The following is a 23868-nucleotide window of genomic DNA, read 5'->3' as shown; positions in this document are numbered from 1 at the left end:
AATTCCTCATCACTATCGGCGGGGACGTGACGCGTGTCAACACCCGCACCGAACGCGGAGGACTCATGGCCGCCGAGGGCAGAGCGGACGGATCGCAGACGCTGGAACGCGGCCTGCACGTGTTGCGCATGCTCGCCGAAGTCCCGGAAGGACTCGGTCCCAGCGAGGTAGCCGCGCGGCTGGGCGTGCACCGCTCGATCGCCTACCGGTTGTTGACCGCCCTGGTGCGACAGGAATTCGTCGCCCGCGACGACGAAGGCCGCTACCGGGTCGGGCTCGTCTTCTTCACCCTGGCCGAGCAGCTGCGGCCGCGGTTGCTCGACGTCGCTCGGCCCGTCCTGCACGACCTGACCAACCGGCTCAACGCCACCGCGTGCCTCGTGGTCGCCGAAAGCGAGCGCGCCGTGGCGATCGCCGTCATCGAGCCGTCCGGACCCGGACCGCACTTCTCCTACGGCGTCGGCAACCGCGACCCCCTCGACCGGGGCGCGGCCGGTATCGCCCTGCTGGCCGCCGAACCCGCCCGTGACGACGAGCCCGAACGAGTCGCCGAGACGCGGCGAACCGGGCACATCACCACTCACGAGGAGGTCGTCGCCGGTTCCTACGGCATCGCCGCACCCATCCACACCCCCACCGGCGACCGCGTCGCGGCCGTCAACGTCATCACCCACCGCCACGACATCGCCGAGCAGGCCATCCCCCACGTCGTGGAGGCGGCCGAAACCATCGCCGCCACCCTGAACGGCCCGCGCAGGACGTAACTGCCTTAGTCGCGCTCGATAGTTACCCCGTTTCGCGCGAAATCGGATTTCGCTGTTTTCGAGCGAAACTCCGCGTGCACTGATGCTTCCCCCCGGTCCCGGGGTCGACGGAACTGTTCCACGTCCTCGTACTGATTCGGGGAATCACCCGTCGCGCGAGTGCATCCTTCCGCATGACGGTCGTGGTTTCGCGCGTACTCGAGCAGGGCTTCGTCGATGCGCTTCGGAAAATCCCGCGCCGGGGCGCGGGATTGTCGGCTCCCATGTTCAGCCCGTGCCGGAAGACCCGTTCACAAGAGTTCACGAGCGAGGAACGACGGCCACGGGAGCGGATCTGAGAGCACTCCGAGAAGAGGCAGGAGTCAGCCTGTCCCGGTAAGCTTTCCATCCCCACCGAGAGGTGGTCCACGCCTACGAGCAAGCTCTGGGTAAGCCCCCCGGGTGCCTCCTCGGAGTGGTCCGGTACGCCTTGCCCGCGAGTGGCTGGTCTCGGCCTCCGACGGCCGTGCAGACACGTTCGGGACGCCGGGTGGGCACCTCGCTGGCCGGCGAGCTCGAACCCCGGGTCGTGCGGCTCAGACACCTGGACGACACCGTGAACAACGAGGAGCAGCAGAGCTCGAGTGGGTGTACTGGCTGGACCGCAACGAGATCGACGTGATGGCAGGACGCTGCCTGATCGAATCGGGCGCCACGGGCAGGGCTGAGCCACTGCTGTCCCGGGCCATAGCCAACTATCCGCAGGAGCACTCGCGAGGAATAGCACTGTACCTGTCCTGGCTGACTGAGAGCCGTGCACGAGCGGGGGACCCGGACGCTGCCCGGGAAACACCGGAGGGGGAACGCTCCTGCGGTTTCACCGTGCCTTCCGCCCGGAGCGACAACCGCCTGGAGGCCATCGAACGGTTGCTCCCCGCCGAGGGCTGTACCGGCCCCACGGTCAGCACGGAATCGGGCGAGGGCCGAAAAGCCACAACGCCCGAGCAGTGTCACCGAGCGACGTCGAGGACGACGGGAGCGTGGTCCGATGCTCCCTTGCCCTTGCGTTCCTCGCGATCGACGTAGGCGTCGGTGACGGCATCGGACAACGCCCGGTCGGTGTAAGCGAGATCGATGCGCATTCCCTTGTTCTTCTGGAATCCCAGCGCCCGGTAGTCCCAGTACGTGAAGGGGATGTCGTACTTCAGCGCACGAGGACGAATCTCGGTCAGATCGGTTTCCAGCAACGCGCTCAGGGCCTGGCGCTCGGAAGCCGTGACGTGCGTGCAACCGGCGAACCGCTCGATGTCCCACACGTCCTCGTCGGCGGGGGCCACGTTGAAGTCCCCGAGTACCGCGCGCTCCGCGCCGCGTTCCTTGTCCACTGTGCTACGCAACGCCTCGAGCCAGCGCAGCTTGTAGTCGTAGTGAGCGTGACCGACTTCGCGCCCGTTGGGCACGTAGACCGACCAGATCCGCACTCCACCGCAGACCGCGCTGATCGCGCGCGGCTCGGTGGTCTCCAGCAGCGCGTCCTCGGCCCCGTACCCCGGCTCGTCGACGAGCCCTCGGCGCACGTCCTCGAGGCCGACCTTCGAGAGCAGGGCGACCCCGTTCCACCGTCCCGTGCCGTGGACCGCGACCTCGTAGCCGAGCTCGGCGACCTCCTCGGCCGGAAAAGCCTCCGCCGCGCACTTGAGCTCCTGCAAGCACAGGACGTCCGGTGCGGCCGTGGACAACCAGCCGAGCAACCTCGGCAGCCGGGCACCGACGGAGTTCACGTTCCAGGTGGCGATGCGCATGGCGAAAGCCTGGCACACGGCACCGACACGATCGGCACCCGCCGGGACGCTCAGGAGAAGGAGCGGCCGAACAGGTCGGCGGTGATGACACCGGTGGAACCGAGCGCGCGCTGCCTGCGCTTCCGCCCCGACCCGCACGGAGCGACGAGCCCGACGGGTGGCGGGCACGCACGACCGCCTTCGGTCGAGACGTGGTCGGTGACGTGCTGGTCGTGCGTGGCCTGGTTGGACACAGTTGTCTCCCCGAGCAGAAAATTGATCAAATCAACGGAAGCCGACCGCAGCGGCCTCGACGCCCTTCATTATCACTTGCCTCGATTCAGAACCCACAAGGGGGGTGCGCGGTGGCTGGCACCGCGACCCGGCTTGATCCTAGGCTCGACGCATGGCGACGTACTTCGACGTGCATCCGAAAAATCCTCAGCGACGCGCGATCGGGAAGGTGGCCGACATCGTTCGCAATGACGGCCTGATCGCCTATCCGACGGACTCCTGCTTCGCCCTCGGGTGTCAGCCCGGCAACAAGAAGGGAATCGACCGGATCCGGTCGATTCGCCGCCTCGACGACCGACACCACTTCACCCTCGTGTGCCAGGACTTCGCACAGCTGGGCCAGCTCGTCCACATCAACAACCAGGTCTTCCGCGCGATCAAGGCCTCCACTCCCGGCAGCTACACGTTCATCCTGCCCGCCACCAAGGAGGTGCCGCGCAGGTTGCTGCACCCCAAGAAGAAGACGGTCGGTGTCCGGATTCCGGACCACGTCACCACGCAGGCGCTGCTGACCGAACTCGGCGAACCCCTGTTGTCGAGCACCCTGCTGCTGCCCGACCAGGAGGAGCCGATGACCCAGGGATGGGACATCAAGGAACGGCTGGACCACGAGGTCGACGCGGTCATCGATTCCGGCGACTGCGGCACCGAACCCACCACGGTGATCGATTTCTCGGTGCCGGAACCCGAGATCGTCCGTTACGGAGCCGGCGACACCAGCCGATTCGAGTAACCGCACCGGCGGCCACCCCCGACTGCGTGGACTCCGTCGCTAGGACCATTCGACACCGAGAGTGCGACGGAGTCCGCGCCGTCCTTCAGTGGTGACGCGAACGGCGCGCGTGCCCGGAGTTCGACGGACCCAGTCGAGTTCGAGGAGCCTGTCGTGCAGGCCGCGGCCGACGGCACCGGCGAGATGGTGACGCTGCTCGCTCCAGTCGACGCAGTACCGGATGAACGCGCGCCGTGGCGGGACGGTGACGCCGAGGTGGTCGAGGAAGGCCCGGCCGTCCGATGTGAGCCGGTAGTCGACCGCGGTGCCGTAGCCGACCGGTCCGTCCCCCGGCTCGCGGAGACCGTCACCGCCGACGAGGAATCCGTGGTCGAGCAGAGCCGCCATGAGAGTCACTCCGAAACGACCCGCGAAGTGGTCGTAACAGGTCCGCGCCTCGCGCAGCGCTCTGCCACGAGTGTGCTGACGCAACGAGCGCACCGGTCGAGCGGGAGCGAACTGCGTGAGGACTTCGAGAAGGTGTCCCACAGCAGCGCTGGCGAGCCGATAGTAGCGGTGCCGGCCGCGGACCTCGACGACCAGCAGTCCACCGTCGACGAGTTTGGCCAGGTGGCCGCTGGTGGTGGCGGGAGTGACTCCGGCCTCGGCGGCCAGTCGACCGGCGGGCAGCGCTCGCCCGTCGTCGAGAGCCATCAGCAGCCGTGCTCGTGAGGAGTCGGCCAGGAGTGACCCGACCGCGGCGATGTCGACATCACCACGAGCCGAGGTGGTTTCCACCGTGGACGATGACAAGCTCCGCGCACTCACGTCGTTCAGGCTAGTTCCGCGACACTTCGGTCCCCACCGAAACGTTCCGGTTCTAGCGTCGCCTCCATGCCGACGGACAGCGCACGAAACCCGAATTCCGCTTCTGCCCCGGGAACGGCCCGTCCCGACCGGTTCGCCCTGGCCGAGCGGCTGCGGAAGCTGCACACCGGACCGGAGGTGCTCGTGCTGCCCAACGCCTGGGACGTGGCCAGCGCACGACTTCTCGCCACGGTAGACGGAGTGGAGGCGCTGGCCACGACCAGTGCCGGTATCGCCGCCGCCCACGGCCTCCCGGACGGACAGTCACTGGACCGCGCGGACATGCTCACCGCCGTCGAGCGGATCACCACCGCGATCGAGCTGCCGGTCACCGCCGATCTCGAATCCGGTTACGGTGACACACCCGAGCAGGTCGCCGACACCATCGACGCCGGTGCGGTCGGAGCCAACCTCGAGGACGCCCCCGGTCCCTCCCGGCAACCGCTGATCGACCCGGCTCGGCAGGCCGAGAGCATCGCCGCCGCACGCGACTCCGCCCGCGCGCGGAACGTGCCACTGGTGCTCAACGCTCGCACCGACACCTACTGGCGCGCGGTCGGCGATCCCGACACCCGCTTCGCCGACACCGTGGCCCGGTTGCGCCGCTACCGGCAGGCGGGAGCCGACTGCCTGTTCGTTCCCGGGCTCCCTCCGGCCGGTATTCCTCCGGAACGAGCCCGAGCCGTGATCACCGAGCTCGTCACCGAACTCGAGCACGCTCCGATCAATCTCCTCGCCGGTCCCGCCCTGCCTCCGATCCCCGAACTGCGGCGGCTGGGGATCCGGCGGGTCTCGGTAGGTTCCGGGTTGTACCGCCTCTCCCTGGCCGCCGCCCGCACCGCGATGAGTCACGCCGTGCACGGCGACGCGGCCGCGCTCTCCGAGGAGGCGCGGCCGCTGCCGTACTCCCGACTGAGCGAGCTGCTCGGGCGAACTCCGTGATTCACGCCATGTCGTTCACACTGCCAGGTGAAGCCGACGGGCAGGTAGCGTCACGGCCCGTGAGTGAAGTCGAATCGGGATCGCGCGGGCACTCATGACCGGGCTGACGTTGTCTCCCCTGAGCCTGGCACTGCTGGCGCTGTTCGGACTCGCCGGCGGAGTCGGCATCACCGCGGTCGGCCCCGGCGGAGTGCTGCCCACCATCGGGATGTTCCTGCTGACCGGACTGTCCCCGGCCGGGGTCGCCGGCACCGCCATCGTCACCCACATCGGCACGGGAGCACTGGCCACCGCCGCCTACACCCGCTCCGGGCACCTGCGCGAACCGGCGACGCGCCGCATCGCCGCGACCCTCTCCGTCGCCGCCGTGATCGGCACCCCGCTGGGGGTGCTGCTCAACACCGTGGTCAGTGGCGAAGTGTTCGGGGTCCTGCTCGCCGTGGCGGTCGCGGTGACCGGAATCCTGGTGTGGGTGCGCGAACACCGCGCCCGCGGCAGCGACGAAACCCCGAAGCACGTATCTCCCCTGGTGACCGGGGCGGTCGGGCTGGTCGTGGCCGTCGCCGCCGGGATGTTCGGGCTCGGTGGCCCCATGCTGTCCGTCCCGCTGCTGGTGCTCTGCGGCCTGCCCGTGCTGACCGCCCTCGCGGCGGCCCAGGCCCAGTCCGTGGTCGTCGCCGCTATCGGCACCATCGGGTACCTGGCGCACGGTACGATCAACTGGCCACTGGCCGTACTGGTCGGCGTCCCGGAGTTGGTCGGGGTGCTGCTCGGTTGGAAGATCGCCCAGGCCGTGCCCGCCCGCCGACTCAAGTACGCGCTGGCCACCGCGCTGCTGCTGCTGGCCCCCTACCTCGCCTTCCACCCCTGAGCCCGGTTCGAGGAGAGAGTCATCATGTCCGCTGCTGCCGATCCGGCTCGGCTGGAACGCCGATTGGGGCTGTCCGACGCGGTCGTGCTCGGCTTGGGCTCCATGCTCGGCGCCGGGGTGTTCGCCGCGTTCGGCCCGGCCGCCGCCGTAGCCGGCTCGGGGTTACTGCTCGCGCTGGTGCTGGCAGCGGTGGTGGCCTACTGCAACGCCACCGCTTCGGCGCAGCTGGCCGCACGGTATCCGGAATCGGGCGGTACCTACGTCTACGCCGGCCGCCGGCTCGGGCCGGTGTGGGGTTTCCTGGCCGGGTGGGGCTTCGTGGTCGGCAAGACGGCCAGCTGCGCGGCCATGGCCCTGACCCTGGGGGCCTACGCCTGGCCGGAACATCCGGTCCCGGTCGCCGTGGCGGCCGTGGTGGTGCTGACCGGCGTGAACTACCTCGGAGTGACCAAGACCGCCCGCGTGACCCGCGTGCTGGTGGCGCTGACCCTGGTCACCCTGGCCGGAGTCATCGCAGCCGGTCTCGGCGGTGGGCAAGCCAGCACCAGCCACCTCACCGAGTGGTTCCCCCACGGGCTCACCGGCATCACCCAAGCCGCCGCGCTGCTGTTCTTCGCCTTCGCCGGTTACGCCCGCATCGCCACCCTCGGCGAAGAGGTCCGCGACCCCGCCCGCACCATCCCGCGGGCCGTTCCCCTGGCGTTGCTGATGGTCGTGGTGATCTACGCCGCCGTGGGACTGGTCGCGCTCCTGGCCGTCGGTCCGCGCACGTTGGCCGAAGCCACCGCACCGCTGGCCACGGCCGCCCGGTCCGGCGGGTTGGACTTCCTGGCCGTGGTGGTGCGCGTCGGTGGTGCGGTGGCCTCGGCCGGGGTGCTGTTGTCCCTGATGGCCGGCATCGGCCGCACCGGCCTGGCCATGGCCCGCGACCGCGAACTGCCCGGCTGGCTGGCGGCCGTCCACCCGCGCCACCGGGTGCCGCACCGCGCCGAACTGCTGCTCGGTGCTCTGGTGCTGGTCATCGTGCTGGTCGCCGAGGTGCGCGGGGCGATCGGGTTCTCCAGTTTCGCCGTGCTGGTCTACTACGCCTTGGCCAACGCCGCGGCCTTCACGCTGCCCGGCAGGCAGCGTCGATGGCTGCGCCCGTTGACCGTGCTCGGTTTCGCCGGTTGCCTGCTGCTGGCGGTCACCCTGCCCCCGAGCAGCGTGCTGGCCGGTGGCTGCGTGCTGCTCGTCGGCCTGCTCGGACGCTTCCTGACCACCGCACTGCGACGGCGATCCGCGACGACTCCGTGACGTTCGGCGGTGCCTGGCACAATGCCGCTCGTGCGCGCCGCTCGACTGATCAAGCTCGTACTGCTGCTCCAGAACAGGCAGGAGATGACGGCCGCCGAGCTGGCCGCGGAGCTGGAGGTCTCCGAGCGGACGGTGGGGCGTGACGTGCTCGCCCTGTCGGAGGCCGGGGTCCCGGTCTACGCCGAACGGGGGCGCGCGGGTGGCTACCGCCTCGTCGGCGGTTACCGCACGCGGCTGACCGGGATCGGCAGGAGCGAGGCCGAGGCGCTGTTCCTGTCCGGAGTTCCGTCCGCGCTCCGGGACATGGGGCTCGCCGACACGGCGTCGGCGGCCCGGCTCAAGGTCTCGGCGGCGCTGAATCCCGAACTCGGCGATGTCCAGGACAGCGCGGCGCAGCGGTTCCACCTGGACGCGCCCGGCTGGTGGCAGCCGCCGGAGACGCCTCCGCTGCTTCCCGTGATCGCCGACGCGGTCTGGGACGACCGCAGGATCACAGCGTGCTACAGCCGCAAGGACCGGGACGTGGAGCGGGAGATGGAACCGTACGGACTGGTGCTGAAAGCGGGCCGCTGGTACCTGGCGGCTCGCGTGGAGGACGGCCGGCGGGTCTACCGGGTGGACCGGTTCTCGTCGGTCGAGCCCGCGGCGGAGCGTTTCACCCGCGACGAGGACTTCGACCTGGCCGACTTCTGGGAGCGGCACTCCGCGGACTTCGCGCGATCGATCCTGCACGACCGGGTCCGCCTCCGGCTGTCGGAATCCGGAGCGCGGAAGCTGCGCTACGTCACCGACCGCACGGCCGCGGAGCGGGCACTGGCCGAAGGCGCGACCGACGGGCTGGGGCGGATCACCGTCACGCTGCCCGTCGAGTCCCTCGACGTCGCCTACGACCAGTTGCTCGTGCTCGGCCCGGAAGGCGAAGTGCTGGAGCCACCGGAGCTCCGCGCCCGCTTCGCGGACGCGGTACGGCGGATGACCGCCGCCTACGGCGTTCAGCGGTAGCCGGTCACGTCGACGGGCGCACCCTCCCGCTGGACCACCTCGGTGAGGTAGCGCCACGCGTCCGGCATCGAACCGTCCACGTCGGTGAAGCCGTACTCCCTGGCCAGCCCCACGCTGGACAACGAGTGCCCGTTCCACCGCGCGACGTCCGGATCGCCGGCCAGCGCCGCGACCCCTCGACCGAGGAAGGTCGGCGTCTCCGAGATCGCGAAGTGCGGATCCTGCTCGCACCCGTCGCGCCAGTTCCGCTCGGTCACCCGGAAGTGCGTGTCCAGCATCTCCTCGGAGCGCAGCCATCCCGGTGTCACGCACACGGCCGTGGCACCGTACTCCCGCAGCTCCGTGCTCAGCCCGTGCGCCATCCGCAGCGGCGCGACCTTGGCCAGGTCGTAGTAGAAGGAACCCCGGTAGTCGCGATTGAACTCCTCCGTACCGTCGGTCACCTCGATCACCAGTCCGCCCGGACGCCGAACGAGCAGCGGAACGGCGTAGCGGCTGGTGACGATGTGCGACTCCACGCCGAGCCGCAGCACCCGCAGCCCGGCGTCCAGATCGTGCTCCCACATCCGCGCCGTCCACCCGACGAAGCGGTCACCGCCCCAGGCGTCGTTGACCAGCACGTCCAGGCGTCCCTGCTCGCGATCGATCCGCTCGACGAGCGCCCGCACCTGTTCCGGCCGCAGGTGATCGGTGGGCACGGCGATCCCCGAACCACCCGCCTGCTCGATCAGCTCGGCCGTGCCCTCGACGGTCTCCGTCGAACGGCCGACCTCGCTCACCGACTCCCGGCTCGTGCGTCCCGTCGCGTAAACCGTCGCTCCGGACCGGCCCAGCTCCACGGCCATCGCCCGGCCCGCGCCGCGGGTCGCACCCGCCACGAGTGCGACCCGTCCCGTCAGCTCCGCGTTCGTGTTCAACCGTGTTCGCTCCTTCCTCGACGGTGTACGCCGGAACGGTCACACCGATACCCGACATCTTCTGTCCGGTTGCGGAGAGGATCTCGGACGGTCGTCATGTCCGCTGCTGTCTGTTCCGGGAAGGTCTGACCAGTTCTCAACCGCTCCGCCGCAGGCCCACGGCCCGTCTCGGGTAGGGTTGCTCACTCCGGCAGTGGAGCACCGAGGAAATGGGATCCGTTACCGCTGGTTCGGGCCGGGTGTTCTCACCTCACGATCCCGGGCGCGGACAAAGCAGCGCACCTCGACCTCCCGAAAGGCGTTGTCATGTCGCTTTCCTCGTCATCGTGCTCGCGATCCTCCATCGTGGCCAGGCTTCGTGCCTCCGGGTGCGTCTACGCCGAGGAGGAGGCGCAGTTGCTGCTGGCCGCCGCGGGCGGTCCGGAGGAACTCGCGTCCATGGTGGCCCGGCGAGCCGACGGCCTCCCCCTCGAACCCATCCTGGGCTGGGCGGAGTTCCACGGCCTGCGGATCACCGTGGAGCCGGAAGTCTTCGTCCCGCGCCGCCGCACCGAGTTCCTCGTCGACCAGGCGGCCGCCCTCGCCGACGGGGAGCGTCCCGTCGTCGTCGACCTGTGCTGCGGCGCGGGTGCGGTGGGCGCCGCGCTGGCCGCGGCCCTGGACCGGATCGAGCTGTACGCCACCGATCTCCATCCCACCGCGGTGCGGTGCGCCCGGCGCAATATCGCTCACCACGGCCGGGTGTACGAAGGTGACCTCTACGAACCGCTGCCCACCGCGCTGCGGGGCCACGTCGACGTCCTCGCCGTCAACGCGCCTTACGTTCCCTCCGAGTCGCTCGGGACGATGCCGCCGGAAGCCCGCGTTCACGAACCGCGACTGGCGCTCGACGGTGGCGCGGACGGCCTCGACACCCAGCGGCGAGTGGCCGCCGAGGCACCGCTGTGGCTGGCACCGGGCGGTCACCTGCTGATCGAGACCGGCGAACCCCAGGCACAGCGGACCGCCGACGTTCTCGAGCGCAACGGGTTGGTTCCGCGAGTGACCGGCTCCGAGGACCTGGAAGCCACCGTCGTCATCGGGACGCTTCGCCGCGAAGCGAGGGAGCCGTGATGTCACACGTGGGGGCCCGCCGCGTGTCTGAAGGGCGCGAGGAAACTCCGGAAGGATCGGCGGGGACATGGCTGATCGGGAAGACGAGTTCGAGGACCACCGCGAGCGGTGCTTCGCGGCGGCCTATCGAATGCTGGGCAGTGTTGCCGACGCCGAGGACACCGTGCAGGAGGTGTGGCTGCGCTGGTCGGCGCAGGACCGCTCGGGAGTCACCAATCCCGAGGCGTACCTGGTCCGGATCGCCACGCGACTGGCACTGAACAAGTTGCGCGCGGCCCGGGCGCGCCGCGAGTCCTACGTGGGCCCGTGGCTGCCCGAGCCGTTGGTGACCGAGCAGGCCGTACCGGACGCCGCCGAGCACACGCTGCTGGCCGAATCCGCTCGGACGGCGATGCTGGTGGTCCTGGAGACGCTGTCACCGCTGGAACGGGCGGTGTTCGTGCTGCGGGAGGTGTTCGGCGACTCCCACGAGGAGATCGCCAACTCCCTGGACCGCAGCAGCGCGAGCGTGCGCCAGCTCTCCCGCCGGGCACGCGAGCACGTGCGGGCTCGTCGGCCACGGTTCGAGACCGATCGAACCACCCAGCAGCACGTGACCGAGCGGTTCCTGGCAGCGTGCCGGGGCGGTGACGTCGAGGCGTTGCTGGAGCTGCTCGCTCCGGACGTCACCCTGTCCGCCGACGGCGGGGGCAAGGTGCGCAGCGCGCTCAACCCCGTCCACGGCTCCGACAAGGTCGCCCGCTTCCTGAACGGCATCCGCCGACGCCTGTTCTTCGAGCGCGAGCTCCGGCTCGTCACGCTCAACGGCGAGCCGGGGGCGCTGCTGTGGCGCGGCGACGTTCCCGCCACCGCGATGACGGTCAGCGTCGTCGACGGTCGCATCCGCCGAGTTTTCCTCGTGGCAAATCCGGACAAATTGACCACGCTTTCCCGGCAGTACTACCACGACGACACCGAGGAGCACGACGAACCATGGAACCGCGTTTCACCATGAGCGAGCAGGCACCGCAGCTCTACCGGGCGATGGCGGCGTTGCAGGGCCAGGTACGGCAGTCGGTCGATCCGGTCCTCAACGAGCTGGTCAAGATCCGCGCCTCGCAACTGAACGGCTGCGCCTTCTGCATCGACATGCACACCAAGGACGCTCGAGCCGCGGGCGAGAGCGAGCAGCGGATCTACGCGCTGAACGGCTGGCGCGAGACGCCGTTCTTCACGGACCGGGAGCGGGCGGCGCTGGCGCTGACCGAAGCGGTCACCCACCTCGGCGACGGCCACGTGCCCGACTCGGTCTACGAGGAGGCCGCCCGGCACTTCGACCGGACCGACCTGGTCGCACTGGTCTGGGCCATCGTCGCGATCAACGCGTGGAACCGGATCGCCATCACCAGCCGGACGGTGCCGGGGAGCTACAAACCCGAGGAGGCTCGATGACCACAGTGGCGAGTCAACGCCAGCGAGCCACACCCGCACCGGGATTCGGCTAGCATGAGTGCCGTGAGTCGTGTCAACGACGTCGGGGGCCAGCAGGGGTTCGGAACGATCACTCCGGACCCCGACGAGGCGCCGGCCTTTCACGCCGACTGGCAGGCACGCGTCTTCGCGCTGAACTCGGTGCTGATACGTCGTGGCGTCTACAACCTCGACGAGTTCCGCGACGCCGTCGAACGCGTGCCGCCCCGGGACTACCTGGCCGCCTCCTACTACGAGCGCTGGCTGACCGCCGTGAAAACGCTGCTGCGGGAGAAGGGAGCGCTCGAGGACACCGAACCCGATGAACTCACGGAGCTTCCCGAGCGATTCGGCGCGGAAACGTCCACGGACACGGAGCGGGACGAACATGGGTGAGGCGCGGTTCTCCCCCGGAGTCCGGGTGCGCACTTCACTGATCGACCCGCCGCACCACACTCGGCTACCGCGCTACGTGCGCGGTCGGGTCGGGCAGGTCGTGGAACTGCAGGGCACCCATCCGCTTCCGGACCAGCGGGCGCGGCGGATCGCCGATCCGCGCGTCGAGCCCGTCTACACCGTGCGATTCGCCGCCCGTGACCTGTGGGGGGAAGGCACGCACTCCGTGACGGTGGACCTTTGGGAGTCCTACCTCGCTCCGGCCACCGAGGAGGTTCGATGAGTACCGACCACACCGGTCTTCCGATCGCCGCGCACGTGCGGAGGTTGGAGGAGCGCCTGATCGAAGCCGGCTACACCACCGACGCCGAGCTCGACGACACGATCGCCACCTACCTGGCCGAGGCCTCCCCGGTCAACGGTGCCCGGATCGTCGCCCGCGCGTGGGTGGATCCCGGTTTCCGACGACGTCTGTTGGCCGATGCCAACGCCGCGCTGCCCGAACTCGGACTGTCCATGGGCAACGGGTTGCAGGAGCAACGACTCCGAGTCGTCGAGAACAGCACCGACCACCACAACGTGCTCGTGTGCACGCTCTGCTCCTGCTATCCCATCTCCCTGCTGGGTCCGTCACCGAGCTGGTACAAGCACGAGGCCTACCGCTCCCGCGTGGTCCGCGAGCCCCGTGCCGTGCTCGCCGAGTTCGGGCTCGAGCTGCCCGAGCACGTCGACATCACGGTCCGGGACACCAGCGCGGAAACCCGTTACATGGTGCTGCCGGTGCGCCCGGAGGGCACGCGGGAGCTCGACGAGGAACAGCTCGCCGCGCTGGTCACCCGCGAAGGACTCATCGGTACGGCCGCCGTCTGAACCGACGAGCCGGCTGGACCGTGATCCGTTCACTCGGGAGTGAACGCGTCGTTCTGGCGGTGTGACTGCCAGAACGACGCGTTCACCGATGCAGCGGGACATCCGGTACGTTCGTTCACCGGGTCGGGGGGGCTGTGGGGTCATCGAGCACGGTGCGGCCGGTCTTGATCGAGGGGTTCTTTATCGGCGAAGGAGTGGCAGTAGGGCGGTGTTGTGCTGATCCCGGGGACGTCTGCTGCGGGGGTGGGGGCCACATCCTCATGAGGTGAGTCATGCTTGGTACTGAAGTGATCACGCGGTGAGTCGGGGGGTGGCCAGGTGGGGACGGTGTTGCAGGCGTACCGGTTCGCCCTGGATCCGTCCGAGGTGCAGATTGATGCTCTGCGTTCGCATTGTGGTGCGGCGCGGTTCGCGTTCAACTGGGGTCTGGCCCGAGTGCAGGCCGTCATGGACCAGCGTCGTGCCGAACGCTCTTATGGTGTTGGCGAGGAGCAGCTCACCCCGTCGGTGTCGTGGTCGGCCTATTCCTTGCGGAAAGCCTGGAACCAGGTCAAGGGCGAGGTGGCGCCGTGGTGGGGTGAGAATTCGAAGGAGGCGTACGCGTCGGGGTTGGCGAATCTGGCGACGGCGTTGGATACCTGGAACTCCTCCCGAACCGGGCAGCGTGCCTGACGCACGGTGGGGTTTCCGCGGTTTCGGTCGAAGCGGGCCGCGTGGTCGTGTCGGTTCACCACCGGTGCGTTCGGGCTGACCGAGCAGGATCGCCGGCATGTGCGGTTGCCTCGGATCGGGGTGGTGCGCACCCACGAGTCGACCCGCAAACTGGCCCGCCACGTCGAGCGCGGCACGGCCCGCATCCGGTCGGCGACCGTGTCGTTTCGCCGGGGACGGTGGCAGGTGTCGTTCTCCGTCGAGATCACCAAAGCCGACCCGGCCCCCGCGACTCGCGGTGGCACGGTCGGGGTGGATCTGGGGGTGAAGTCCCTGGCCGTGCTATCCACCGGCGAGGTCATCGCCAATCCGAAACATCTGGAGGCCGCCCAACGCGAGTTGCGCCGGTTGCAGCGTCGGGCCGCCCGCCAGCAGGGCCCGGACCCGCGCACCGGCCGGAAAGCATCGAATCGGTGGCGCAAGGCCCAGGCCCGCATCGCCCAGCTGCATACGGCCATCGCCAACGCCCGGACCGATGGACTGCACCAGCTCTCCACTCGACTGGTCGACGAGTTCGACACGATCGTGCTCGAGGATCTGCACGTGGCCGGGATGGTGCGTAATCGGCAGCTGGCCCGCGCGGTTTCCGGGGTGGGTATGGGCGAGCTGCGCCGCCAGGTTACCTACAAGGCCGCCTGGTCCGACCGCGAACTGATCGTGGCCGACCGGTGGTATCCCAGCTCGAAAACCTGCTCGGACTGTCACGCGGTAAAAGCCACGCTGCGCTTGTCTGCCCGAGTCTTTACCTGCGAGCACTGCGGGCACTCCGCTGATCGCGACCTCAACGCCGCCCGCAATCTCGCCAATCTGGCCGAGACCGCAGGCTGCACGTCCTCCCAGAGTTGCGGGGCGACGGAAAACGAGCCCGCTGGAAACCCCCGTAAGACCAGCCTTGCTGGCACCGGGTACCGCCACGGGAAGACCGCACCAACCGGTGCGGCCAAGGCTGCGTAGCAATACGACAGCTCAGAAAGTGCACGCTTTGACACACTTTCTGAACGGTGTGGCGCTCGGGTCGATGCCCAGCACGACCGTGCCGCTCACACCGGGTCCGGGAGCTCCCACCCAGGACCGCTCGATGTCCATCACCGTGGCGGGGCCCTCGTTGCCACCGGTGTAGAGGAAGTCCTGCTCGTTGGTGGTCCGAGGCACGGAATTGTCCCGGTACGGAGCCGTCCTGGCTACCTTCTCGTTGAACTCGTCGGGAAAGTAGAGCTGACCGGTGTGGGAGGTGTGGCCGCCTTCCCAGCTGCCGTCCTCGCGATGACCTCCGACGATGGTCTTGACGTGGACGTGCGTGGTCCGGCCGCTGTACCAGCCGGGGACGATGCTGCGAAACGTGGCGACGCCCCACGCGTCGGTGAGCTGGACCCCGCGCAACCAGGTCGTCCTGTCGGTCGGAGTCGCGTGACCGGTCTCGTCCACCGGGGGCAGTTGCCCCTCGTCGTAACCGGTGTAGGAGGAGTACACGCCCAGCGCGTCGCAGTGCCAGACGTCGACGGCGATGTTCGGCAACGGCCTGCAGTCGGAGGCGTCGACCACCGCGATCCGCATCAGGAAGTCGATGCCGTCCTTGCCCTCGGTGATGTCCTCGCGCAGGATGCCGTAGTCGAGATAGTACGGCCCCTCCATCTGTTCCGGCGTCAGGATGCAGGACGGGGCGATTCGGGATCCGCCGGTCGGGGCCGGCCGCTGCCCACCCTCCGCCGCTGCGGTTCCTGTCAGACCGAAAGCGGCAGCGCCCAGTCCCGCACCGCCGAAGGCCGCGAGCGCCGCACGGCGAGTCGTGCCCCGACGCCCGTCCTGCCGATCGTGTTCCGATGCGTGCTGTTCATCCGGAAGTCGCGTCATACCCGGCAACATAGTGATCGCGGGCGTGGTCCGTGGGTGCGAGCGGTCCAGAAATTCACTCGACCACTCAAGGGTGGAACCAGGTCACGGGTTGGCGGCCCCACCCCCCGTCGATCCGTCGCCGCAGGGTACGAGCGAGCACGGACAGCGGAGTTTCCCCGGAAGCGAGGCACAGCGGAGCGAAGTAGCGCTCCACCAGGCTCAGCCAGAACTCCTTGCTGGGCGTGAAGTGCAGGTGCAGCGAGGCGTGATCTTCCTGCCAGCGCCGGATCGCCTCCATCTTGCGCGTGCCGTGACCGTGGCAGATCAGGTGGACTTCGAGCTCGCCGAACATCCGGTGTTCCAGGCTCCGCAGGAAACCGAGGAGTTCACCGGCCGCGTCGGAGGCGACACGTCTCGACAACGCCGTGGCGAGCTGTTTGCGCAGCACGGCGTCGTAGCCCTGCGATCGCGCGGGAACGGCCGAGCAGGCGTCCTCCTCGGGACTGGTACTCCCGTCGACGGCCAGCACCAGGATCGTTTCCGGGGGTGCGACGTGCAGAGCGCTCCACGGCTCCTCCTCGCCTGCCCGCTCGGTGCCGTTCCTGTCGGCCGCCGCGACACCGAGCCGTCGCCAGATCCGCAGTACCGAGGACGGCGAGATCCCGGCTCGGGCGGCCATGTCCCGCTTGCTCCAGCTGTTCCCGTTCGGCGGTGGTTCGGTGCGGGTCGCTTCCAGGACAGTCCGCACCTGCTCGTCGGTGATCGAGCGCGGCGCCCCGGAGCGGGGCCGATCCTTCAGCGCGGCCAGGCGCCCCTCCCGGAAGCGCTTCCGCCACTTGCCCACCACCTGGGGCGTCACGCCGAACTCGCGGGCCACGGCACTGTCGCTCAACCCGCGCGAGCAGGCCAGCACCATCTGACAGCGCAGTACGACCGCCTGCGGAGTGGACGGCAACCGGCTCCAGCGCACCAGTCCCGCCCGCTCCGAGTCGGTCAGCGATATGTTCGGACCGGAAGTGCCCATCACCGTTGATCTTAAGCGAACTTGCGGACCACCGGGAGTGAGCGGACCGACTCAGCTCCAGAGCCGTTCGGTGGCGAGGGCGGCTCCCTCGGTCAGGGACTCCAGCTTCGCCCAGGCCAGCTGCGGGTGCAGCCGCCCGCCCAGTCCGCAGTCGGTGGAGGCGATCACGTTCTCGCGGCCGACGCACTCGGCGAAGCGCACGATCCGGTCGGCGACCAGCTCGGGATGCTCCACGACGTTGGTGGCGTGGCTGACCACACCGGGCAGGATCAGTTTGCCCTCGGGCAGCGTCACGTCCCGCCACACCTTCCACTCGTGCTCGTGACGCACGTTGCCGGCCTCGAACGAGTACGCCTGCACGTCGATCGACAGCAGCACGTCGACGAGATCGCGCATCGGCAGGTCCGTGGTGTGGGGGCCGTGCCAGCTTCCCCAGCACAGGTGGAACCGGATGCGGTCCTTGGGCAGGTCGCGGATCGCGTAGTTGAGCGCCTCGACCCGGCGCATGGTGAACCGCTTGTAGTCCTCGACCGAGGGGGCCGGATTCATCTGGTCCCAGTTCTCGGCGATCGCGGGGTCGTCGAGCTGCAGGACGAGCCCGGCGTCGACGATGGCCTTGTACTCCTCGCGCATGGCATCGGCGCAGGCGTGGAGGAACTCCTCGTCGCTGTCGTAGTACTCGTTGCCGATCCGCGAGCAGCTGCCCGGTGCGATCGAGGTCATGAACCCCTCATCGAGGCCGGCGGCTGCCAGCGCCTGCTTGAAGGCGGCGATGTCGGCCTGGACCGCCTCCTGCCCCGTGTACGTCAACGGTCCCCGGCACACCGGGAATCGGGAGGCGCCACCACCCACGGACACCCCCGAGGTCGGGTCGGCGTAGGCATCGGCGAAACGGACCCGGTCGCGTCGGTTGGCGAAGCTGGTCAGCACCGGATCACCGGTGCTCGATCCGCGGTGGGTGGTCTCGAGCAGTGAGGTGTCGGCGAGTTCGAGACCGCCCAGTCGCTGGAACGAGTACGACCACCAGGCGCCGTAGTCCACCTTCTGACTCGTGGCCTTGCCGAACTCGCCGTCACCGACGAAGTCCAGCCCCGTCCGCCGCTGCCGCGCGACGAGATCGGACACCGCCTCGTCCAACCGGGCGCGGTACTTCGCGTCGTCGACCTCTCCGTCCCGCCGAGAGGCGTTGAGCTCGATCAGCTCGTCGGGGCGCGGCAGGCTCCCGGCCTGGGTGGTCAGGATGCCGTTGGTACTCGAACGCATGGTGGCGTCCTCTCGTCGGGCTGGTGCGGGGCCGGTTCATGCTTGCCCGATCATTCGCTCGATGACAAGCGAGCAGCACACGAGCCCCTCCCCGCACCATCGCCGAGCGTGCAGGACTTCGCGGCCGTCTCGGATTTCCAGTCCGGACCACAAGTCGCCGAAGGTGCTCACTGCCGTTCCGGCGCCGCGATACCCTCGCAGAGGATCGCGATGTACTGCTCGGCGATGGCGTTGATCGTCAGGCGTCCGCGCGGGTTGTACCAGTGCACCGCCGTCCACACCCCGTCGCGGATGAACCGGTACGCGAGCGTGATGTTGAGGTCCGCCCGGAAGGCGCCGGTACGCCGACCGTCGGCCAGCACGCGCTTCCAGACGCGCTCGAAGTCGCGGGAGGCCTGCCGGAGGTGGTCGAACCGTTCGATCCCGGCGAGGTGGTTCGCCTCGTTCTGGAAGATCGCCACCGCCGCCCGGTACCGGTGCATGCCCCGGAAGGAGCGTCGAACCAGCTCGGCGATGGTCGTACGCGCGTCGGCGGCTTCGCGCAGCACCTCGTCGTAGGACCTGCGCTGGTGGTCCAGGAACTCCCGCAGGATCTCGTCCACCATCGCGTTCTTGGAGTCGAAGTGGTGGTAGAGGCTCCCCGGGAGGATCCCCGCGCTCTCGGCGATCTCGCGCACCGTCGTGGCTCGGACTCCCCGGGCGGCGAACAAGTCCGCCGCGATGGCCAGCAGTTCCGCACGCCGCTCGGAACCGGTATCACCCGCGTCGCGGGAAGCGGCACGGCCGGACGAGTGCTCGGTACTCACCTGCTTCATTATCCTCTCGGTGGCGGCGTTCGCCGTGCGTGATCTCGCCGACGACATCGGATCGAACGAAGGAGGCCCACGTGACGCGGGAATCGGCGGCACCCGTCCCGAGCGGCGAAACGACGAGCTCCGAGGAGTGGCTCGATCACGCGGAGCGGGCCGTCGGGTTCATGCCCACCGACGAGGGGATCGCACTACATCGGGCGGCCAGGGAGTATCTCGGTCAGGGCATCGCGCTCGAGGTCGGCACCTACTGCGGCAAATCGACGATCTACCTCGCCGCCGCGGCGAGGCTCACCGGTGGCCTGGTGGTCACCGTGGACCATCACCGCGGCTCCGAGGAGCATCAGCCGGGGTGGGAGTACCACGATCCGGAGCTGGTGGACCCCCACGTCGGCGAGCTGGACACCCTCGGCACGTTCCGGCGCACCCTCGCGGGGGCGGGCCTGGAGGATCAGGTCGTGGCGATGGTGGGCAGCTCGCCGGTGGCGGCGTCCTTCTGGGGCAGTCCGCTGACGCTGCTGTTCATCGACGGGGGCCACACCGATGCCGCCGCCAGCGCCGACTACGAGGGCTGGGCCCCGTGGGTCGCTCCCGGAGGGGCGCTGGTGATCCACGACGTCTTCCCCGACCCGGACGACGGCGGCCAGGCGCCCTACCGGATCTACCGGCGCGCGTTGGACAGCGCGGCCTTCCGCGAGGTGCGGGCGGTCGGTTCGATGCGGATACTCCAGCGCCAAGGCGACGGGCCGGTTCGGTGACTCCCGAATCTTCCTTCGATCCGATCACCCCCGAGCGAGCTCCGGTGACTACGTGCTCGGGCCGCGCGTCGCGGTGCGCGACCGGAAAAGACCACCATCGGTAAGTCGCGCAGGGCCATCGGAGCGAACTCCACACCACCGTGCTTTCACGGTGGCATCCGGAGGTTCGCCCAACGCACGAATCCCGCGAGAGCGTCGGTGGCCCGTCGGTCGGTTCGGGCCGGAGCACGTGCGGTCTCGTGCACGATGGGGTGCCTGCGGGTGTGGTGGGGACAGATTTTGCGGGCGGCGTCGAGTTCGGTGAGGACGTTCTCGCGATTGCCGTGCAACAAGCCACGCGCGAGCCATGTCGATGTGGTGGTGCCCGACGCGTTCCGGTCGCCGCAGGTCGGCGATGGTGACTTGTGCGGCGCGGTCGGCCGAGGCGGTTCCGTCCTCGTTTTCCACCGGCGCAGCGCACCGATGGATATCGATGTTGAGCCTGCTCGCGTTGATGTCGGGGTGGGGAGAAGCAGGTGGGGCGTGCGTGTCGGACAGGGCGTGGGCTTCCGCGATGTGCTGATTATGGCAGCGTTGCCGGAGCGGGCGGCGAGCACGGCCGGCCTGAGATGCAACTGCACGGCGACCACGTGCTTGGCCGCGTCCTCGCTTGCGCGGATGGCGTCGCGACCACGGTCGATGACGCGTAGGCCACGGTCGAAAGGTCCGGTTGTCCGAACCGGCCGCCGGGGGTCGCGGCCAGTCGGTAAGCGTCGTGCAGCATGGCTCGCACCTGCTCACCTTCCGCGGTACCGGGGAAGGTCGACTCACAGCGCGCGTAGAGCTGGTGCTGGTTCCACCCGGCCGACTTGCGAAGCCGGGCGATCCTGCCCGCTGCTCCGTCATCGGCGTCCACAACGGCATTGTCCTCCGATCGTCCCTCCACGTCTGCGATCACCTCTAGGGTTCATTGCGGAACGGTGCGTCGTGGGGCGGGTGGGGAACCTCAGCCGGGCCTCGCTGTGGGAGCCGGGACATCGAGTAGCCAGCTCCGTCCTGTCGCAAGGGTCCGCACTGGTCACCCGGCAACCCTCCGAGTGTTGTCGGCCCCGGAAAACCCGTGCAGCTGGTCGATCAGACACCGCGGGGATCACTCGAGCGAGAAGATCCCCGATTCCGGGGCGTCCAGCGGGTCCGAAACCGATCCCGGAGGTTGGCACTCCTCGGCCGCCAGCCCGGCGGGAAGATCTTCCGCGCGGAAGATGCCGTTGCCCGGTGTGGCTCTCGACAGCGCGTCGACGGCCAGGATCATCGCGGCCCCGGTCCAGGTGGTGCGCTCCTCCGGCCAGCGCTTGCCGTCGGCGTAGACCAGCCCGGTCCAGTACGAACCGTCCGGATCGCGCAGATGCTGTATCGCCGACAGCAGCTCCAGCGCCGGAGCCCGCTGCTCCACGGCGTCGAGGCTCAGCACCAGTTCGCAGGTCTCAGCACCGGTGACCCACGGGTGGTCGTCGACGCAGCGCACGCCCAGCCCGTCGACCACGAAGTCCGTCCAGCGCTCGGACAGCCGTCGCCGGGCGGCGCGACCGCGCACGGCCCCGCCGAGCACCGGGTAGTACCAGTCCATCGAATAGCGGTGCTTCGGCGTGAAGGCCTCGGGACGACAGCGCAGCGCGTTCCCGAGACAGCCCAGCGCGACCTCCCAGTCCGGCTGCGAGCTTCCCAGGTATTCGGCCAGGGCCAGGGCGCAGCGCAGGCTGTGGTGAATGCTGGAACAGCCCGACAGCAGCGCCTCCCCCACCGGCACGCCGCGCTCGTCGAGCGCCCAGTCCATCTCGCCGTCTTCCCGTTGCGCCCCCAGAACGAAGTTCATCGCCCGGCGCACCGCAGGCCACATCCGCACGGCGAAGCCGTCGTCACCGGTGATCAGCAGGTGCTGCCAGACGCCCACCGCCAGGTAGGCGCAGAAGTTCGTGTCGGAGGCGGCGTCCTCCACCCGCCCCGCACGCACCCGCAGCGGCCAGGAACCGTCGTCCCGCTGCGTCCGGAGCAACCAGTCGTAGGCGTGTTCGGCCTCCCCGAACGAGCCTGCCGCCGACAAGGCCATCGCGGACTCGACGTGGTCCCACGGATCGACGTGACCACCGGTGAACCAGGGGATGGCGCCGGAGGGCTCCTGCGTCTCCGCGATCGTCGCCGCCGTCCGCAGCACTTCCGAGGCCGACAGCACCCCCGTCAGCTCGGGGATGTCAGCCAACGCCCACTCCCGGCTTGTGCAGGTACACCACGAGGCTCTTGCCGATCACGGGATCGAGCAGTTCCTCCGCGGCGCGCGTCAGCCACGGCCGCCGCATGAGGTCCCACACCAGCATCCGGTGGTACAGCTTCGTCAGCGGGTGATCCTCCCGGTCCACCCCGACCGCGCACTTCAACCACCAGTACGGTGCGTGCAGCGCGTGCGCGTAGTGCCGGTGCACCGGGCGCAGTCCCGCCTTGCGCAACCTGGCGAACAGCTCCTCGATCCGGTAGATCCGCACGTGGCCGCCCTCGACCTCGTGGTAAGCGTCGGACAGCGCCCAGCAGATCCGTTCCGGGAACCGGTTGGGCACGGTCACGACCACGCGCCCACCGGGTTTGACGACCCGTGTGAGCTCGTGCACGGCCTTCTCGTCCTCCGGGATGTGCTCCAGGATCTCGGAGGCCACGACGTGGTCGAAGGACTCGTCCGGAAACGGCAGCGCCAGGGCGTCCCCGGTCAGCGTGCTCGCCTCGGCGCCGGTGGGAACCTCGCCCTCGGCTCGCATGGCCCCGAACATCGTCGCCACGTTCTCCAGTTCGGCGGCGTCCTCGTCGAAGGCCACGACCCGCGCACCGCGGCGGTACATCTCGAACGCGTGCCGTCCCGCACCGCACCCCAGATCGAGAACTCGCTGCCCCTGCCGCAGGCCGAGCTTGTCGAAATCCACCGTCAGCACTACGTCACTGCCTTCCGTCGTCCCTGCATCGCCTCGATGGCCTCCCCGTAGCAGTCGACCGTGGCCGCGGCCACGGACTCCCAGCTGTACCGTCGCAGCACCCGCTGCCGTCCGTTCTCCCCCATGCGTCGCCGACGATCCGGATCGTCGAACAACGATCCCAGGGCCCGCGTCAGTTCCTCGGCGTCGCCGGGTTCGACCAGCTTCGCCGTCCCGGCGTCCGGGCCGACGACCTCGGGGATCGCGCCCGCACGGCTGGCCACCAGCGGAGTCGCGCAGGCCATGGCTTCGACGGTGGGCAGCGAGAATCCCTCGTAGAGCGAGGGCACGCAGGCGATCTCGGCCGAACCCACCAGCGCGGCGAGCTCGTCGTCGTCGATTCCGCTGACGGTGTGCACCGCGTCGGAGATCGCGAGCTCCTCGATCAGCCGCTGCGTCGGGCCTCCCGGCGCGGGTTTGGCGACCAGGACGAGCTCCACGTCGCGTTCGGTGCGCAGCTTGGCCACCGCTTCCAGCAACGTACCGATCCCCTTCAGCGGGGTGTCCGCGCTGGCCATGGCCACGATGCGTCCCGGAACCCTGGCCGCGGTGGGCGGCCGGAAGACCTCGTGATCCACCCCCAACGGGACCGTGCGGATGCGTTGCGGTGCGACGCCGAAATCCTGACCGATGTCGGCGGCCGAGGACTCCGAGACCGTCAACAACCGGGGAATCCTGCGCGCCACGCGGGCCTGCATCCGCAGGAATCCGTACCAGCGGCGCAACGTCAGCTTGCGCCATCCCCTCGCGGCGGCCAGATCCACGCGGCGGTCGTGGGTGATGGGGTGGTGCACGGTGGCCACGAGCGGCAGCCCGGCGTCGCGCAGCGACAGCAGTCCGCTGCCCAGTGACTGGTTGTCGTGGACGAGGTCGAACTCGTCGGCGCGGGCGCGCAGCATCTTGGCCACCCGCAGGGTGAAGGTCCGGGGCTCGGGGAACCCGGCCGTCCACATGGTCGCGAGCTCGCCGAGGTCGATCAGGTCGCGGAACTCGCGCCAGTGCGGCGTGCGGAACGGATCGGGATCGCGGTAGAGGTCCAGGCTGGGAACGGGAGTCAGCTCGACACCGGGGTCGAGGTCCGGGTACGGCTGCCCGGAGAAGACCTCCACCTCGTGTCCGAGCGCCACCAGTCCACGGCTGAGATGCCGGACGTAGACGCCCTGCCCGCCGCAGTGCGGCTTGCTCCGGTACGACAGAAGGGCGATTCGCACGGTTCTCCTCACG

Annotated in this window: 26 protein-coding genes; 15 read left to right on the top strand and 11 right to left on the bottom strand. The window is 69.3% G+C overall.

Features of this window, described 5'->3' with window-relative positions; all coding sequences use genetic code 11:
• Nucleotides 1–26 precede the first annotated feature (26 nt).
• Nucleotides 27–764: an IclR family transcriptional regulator gene (locus FHX42_RS18820; RefSeq protein WP_328796409.1), complete on the top strand. Its 738-nt coding sequence runs from the start codon at nt 27–29 to the stop codon at nt 762–764.
• Nucleotides 765–1753: 989 nt separating this feature from the next.
• Here FHX42_RS18820 and FHX42_RS18815 read toward each other — a convergent pair.
• Both FHX42_RS18815 and FHX42_RS18810 read right to left on the bottom strand, forming a co-directional pair.
• The gene (locus FHX42_RS18815; RefSeq protein WP_182545708.1) at nt 1754–2545 is read right to left on the bottom strand and encodes an exodeoxyribonuclease III; all 792 of its coding nucleotides are present in this window, start codon (nt 2543–2545) and stop codon (nt 1754–1756) included.
• A 50-nt stretch (nt 2546–2595) separates the two neighbouring features.
• Nucleotides 2596–2778 (bottom strand): hypothetical protein, encoded by a 183-nt coding sequence (locus tag FHX42_RS18810; protein ID WP_182545707.1) that lies wholly within the window; start codon nt 2776–2778, stop codon nt 2596–2598.
• Nucleotides 2779–2930: 152 nt separating this feature from the next.
• On the opposite strand from FHX42_RS18810, the gene FHX42_RS18805 reads away from it, so the two are divergent.
• Nucleotides 2931–3551, top strand: a complete 621-nt coding sequence (locus tag FHX42_RS18805) for an L-threonylcarbamoyladenylate synthase (RefSeq protein WP_182545706.1) — start codon at nt 2931–2933, stop codon at nt 3549–3551.
• Nucleotides 3552–3590: 39 nt separating this feature from the next.
• Here the strand turns inward: FHX42_RS18805 and FHX42_RS18800 are convergent, their stop codons facing one another.
• On the bottom strand, nt 3591–4358 hold the full coding sequence (locus FHX42_RS18800; RefSeq protein WP_328796408.1) for an ArsR/SmtB family transcription factor: 768 nt from the start codon (nt 4356–4358) through the stop codon (nt 3591–3593).
• A 66-nt stretch (nt 4359–4424) separates the two neighbouring features.
• Between FHX42_RS18800 and FHX42_RS18795 the strand changes: the two genes are divergently transcribed.
• The 4 genes from FHX42_RS18795 (at nt 4425) to FHX42_RS18780 (ending at nt 8508) form a co-directional block, all read left to right on the top strand.
• Nucleotides 4425–5339, top strand: a complete 915-nt coding sequence (locus FHX42_RS18795; protein WP_182545705.1) for an isocitrate lyase/PEP mutase family protein — start codon at nt 4425–4427, stop codon at nt 5337–5339.
• A 94-nt stretch (nt 5340–5433) separates the two neighbouring features.
• A complete protein-coding gene (locus FHX42_RS18790; protein WP_182545704.1) occupies nt 5434–6210 on the top strand; it encodes a sulfite exporter TauE/SafE family protein in 777 nt (258 codons plus the stop codon).
• Between the two features lie 24 nt (nt 6211–6234).
• The gene (locus tag FHX42_RS18785) at nt 6235–7506 is read left to right on the top strand and encodes an APC family permease (protein WP_182545703.1); all 1272 of its coding nucleotides are present in this window, start codon (nt 6235–6237) and stop codon (nt 7504–7506) included.
• A gap of 30 nt (nt 7507–7536) precedes the next feature.
• Nucleotides 7537–8508, top strand: a complete 972-nt coding sequence (locus FHX42_RS18780) for a helix-turn-helix transcriptional regulator (protein WP_182545702.1) — start codon at nt 7537–7539, stop codon at nt 8506–8508.
• Here FHX42_RS18780 and FHX42_RS18775 read toward each other — a convergent pair.
• Nucleotides 8499–9425 (bottom strand): SDR family oxidoreductase, encoded by a 927-nt coding sequence (locus FHX42_RS18775; protein WP_182545701.1) that lies wholly within the window; start codon nt 9423–9425, stop codon nt 8499–8501. The two genes, FHX42_RS18780 and FHX42_RS18775, sit on opposite strands and share 10 nt — an antisense overlap.
• Nucleotides 9426–9731: 306 nt before the next feature.
• Here FHX42_RS18775 and FHX42_RS18770 point away from each other — a divergent pair, with 306 nt between their 5' ends.
• From FHX42_RS18770 to tnpB, 8 genes are all read left to right on the top strand, one after another.
• The gene (locus FHX42_RS18770) at nt 9732–10538 is read left to right on the top strand and encodes a putative protein N(5)-glutamine methyltransferase (protein WP_182545700.1); all 807 of its coding nucleotides are present in this window, start codon (nt 9732–9734) and stop codon (nt 10536–10538) included.
• Between the two features lie 67 nt (nt 10539–10605).
• Nucleotides 10606–11532, top strand: coding sequence for an RNA polymerase sigma-70 factor (locus FHX42_RS18765; RefSeq protein ID WP_182545699.1), 927 nt, complete (start codon nt 10606–10608; stop codon nt 11530–11532).
• Nucleotides 11511–11969, top strand: coding sequence for a carboxymuconolactone decarboxylase family protein (locus FHX42_RS18760; protein ID WP_182545698.1), 459 nt, complete (start codon nt 11511–11513; stop codon nt 11967–11969). Before FHX42_RS18765 ends, FHX42_RS18760 begins: the two co-directional genes overlap by 22 nt.
• Nucleotides 11970–12032: 63 nt before the next feature.
• Nucleotides 12033–12383, top strand: a complete 351-nt coding sequence (locus FHX42_RS27175; protein WP_182545697.1) for an SH3-like domain-containing protein — start codon at nt 12033–12035, stop codon at nt 12381–12383.
• Nucleotides 12376–12666, top strand: a complete 291-nt coding sequence (locus FHX42_RS27170; RefSeq protein ID WP_268898410.1) for an SH3-like domain-containing protein — start codon at nt 12376–12378, stop codon at nt 12664–12666. The genes FHX42_RS27175 and FHX42_RS27170 overlap by 8 nt, the downstream gene beginning before the upstream one ends.
• Nucleotides 12663–13253 carry a nitrile hydratase subunit alpha gene (locus FHX42_RS18745; RefSeq protein WP_182545695.1) on the top strand — a complete coding sequence of 197 codons (591 nt, stop codon included), beginning with the start codon at nt 12663–12665 and terminating at the stop codon, nt 13251–13253. Before FHX42_RS27170 ends, FHX42_RS18745 begins: the two co-directional genes overlap by 4 nt.
• A gap of 327 nt (nt 13254–13580) precedes the next feature.
• Nucleotides 13581–13925, top strand: coding sequence for a helix-turn-helix domain-containing protein (locus tag FHX42_RS25995; RefSeq protein ID WP_220480530.1), 345 nt, complete (start codon nt 13581–13583; stop codon nt 13923–13925).
• 6 nt (nt 13926–13931) lie between these two features.
• Nucleotides 13932–14918: an IS607 family element RNA-guided endonuclease TnpB gene (gene tnpB, locus FHX42_RS18740; protein ID WP_328796407.1), complete on the top strand. Its 987-nt coding sequence runs from the start codon at nt 13932–13934 to the stop codon at nt 14916–14918.
• A gap of 12 nt (nt 14919–14930) precedes the next feature.
• Here the strand turns inward: tnpB and FHX42_RS18735 are convergent, their stop codons facing one another.
• The 4 genes from FHX42_RS18735 to FHX42_RS18720 all read right to left on the bottom strand — a co-directional run bounded on the left by FHX42_RS18735 (nt 14931) and on the right by FHX42_RS18720 (nt 18890).
• Nucleotides 14931–15815, bottom strand: coding sequence for an intradiol ring-cleavage dioxygenase (locus tag FHX42_RS18735; protein ID WP_182545694.1), 885 nt, complete (start codon nt 15813–15815; stop codon nt 14931–14933).
• Between the two features lie 67 nt (nt 15816–15882).
• Nucleotides 15883–16821, bottom strand: a complete 939-nt coding sequence (locus FHX42_RS18730; RefSeq protein ID WP_182545693.1) for a helix-turn-helix domain-containing protein — start codon at nt 16819–16821, stop codon at nt 15883–15885.
• 51 nt (nt 16822–16872) lie between these two features.
• Nucleotides 16873–18084, bottom strand: a complete 1212-nt coding sequence (locus FHX42_RS18725; RefSeq protein ID WP_182545692.1) for a cobalamin-independent methionine synthase II family protein — start codon at nt 18082–18084, stop codon at nt 16873–16875.
• Between the two features lie 167 nt (nt 18085–18251).
• A complete protein-coding gene (locus tag FHX42_RS18720; RefSeq protein WP_328796406.1) occupies nt 18252–18890 on the bottom strand; it encodes a TetR/AcrR family transcriptional regulator in 639 nt (212 codons plus the stop codon).
• A gap of 80 nt (nt 18891–18970) precedes the next feature.
• Between FHX42_RS18720 and FHX42_RS18715 the strand changes: the two genes are divergently transcribed.
• The gene (locus FHX42_RS18715) at nt 18971–19651 is read left to right on the top strand and encodes a class I SAM-dependent methyltransferase (RefSeq protein WP_328796405.1); all 681 of its coding nucleotides are present in this window, start codon (nt 18971–18973) and stop codon (nt 19649–19651) included.
• 1129 nt (nt 19652–20780) lie between these two features.
• Here the strand turns inward: FHX42_RS18715 and FHX42_RS18710 are convergent.
• Genes FHX42_RS18710 through FHX42_RS18700 form a run of 3 tightly spaced genes read right to left on the bottom strand, consistent with a single transcriptional unit; the run spans nt 20781 to nt 23855 of the window.
• Nucleotides 20781–21887: a prenyltransferase/squalene oxidase repeat-containing protein gene (locus FHX42_RS18710; RefSeq protein ID WP_235987459.1), complete on the bottom strand. Its 1107-nt coding sequence runs from the start codon at nt 21885–21887 to the stop codon at nt 20781–20783.
• Nucleotides 21880–22596, bottom strand: a complete 717-nt coding sequence (locus tag FHX42_RS18705; protein WP_328796404.1) for a class I SAM-dependent methyltransferase — start codon at nt 22594–22596, stop codon at nt 21880–21882. The genes FHX42_RS18710 and FHX42_RS18705 overlap by 8 nt, the downstream gene beginning before the upstream one ends.
• An 8-nt stretch (nt 22597–22604) precedes the next feature.
• The gene (locus FHX42_RS18700; protein WP_182545689.1) at nt 22605–23855 is read right to left on the bottom strand and encodes a glycosyltransferase family 4 protein; all 1251 of its coding nucleotides are present in this window, start codon (nt 23853–23855) and stop codon (nt 22605–22607) included.
• Nucleotides 23856–23868: the final 13 nt, after the last annotated feature.

The sequence above is a fragment of the Halosaccharopolyspora lacisalsi genome (assembly GCF_014137975.1).
In the GTDB taxonomy this organism is placed as follows: Bacteria; Actinomycetota; Actinomycetes; order Mycobacteriales; family Pseudonocardiaceae; genus Halosaccharopolyspora; species Halosaccharopolyspora lacisalsi.
This window is presented reverse-complemented; position numbering and strand designations above follow the sequence as displayed.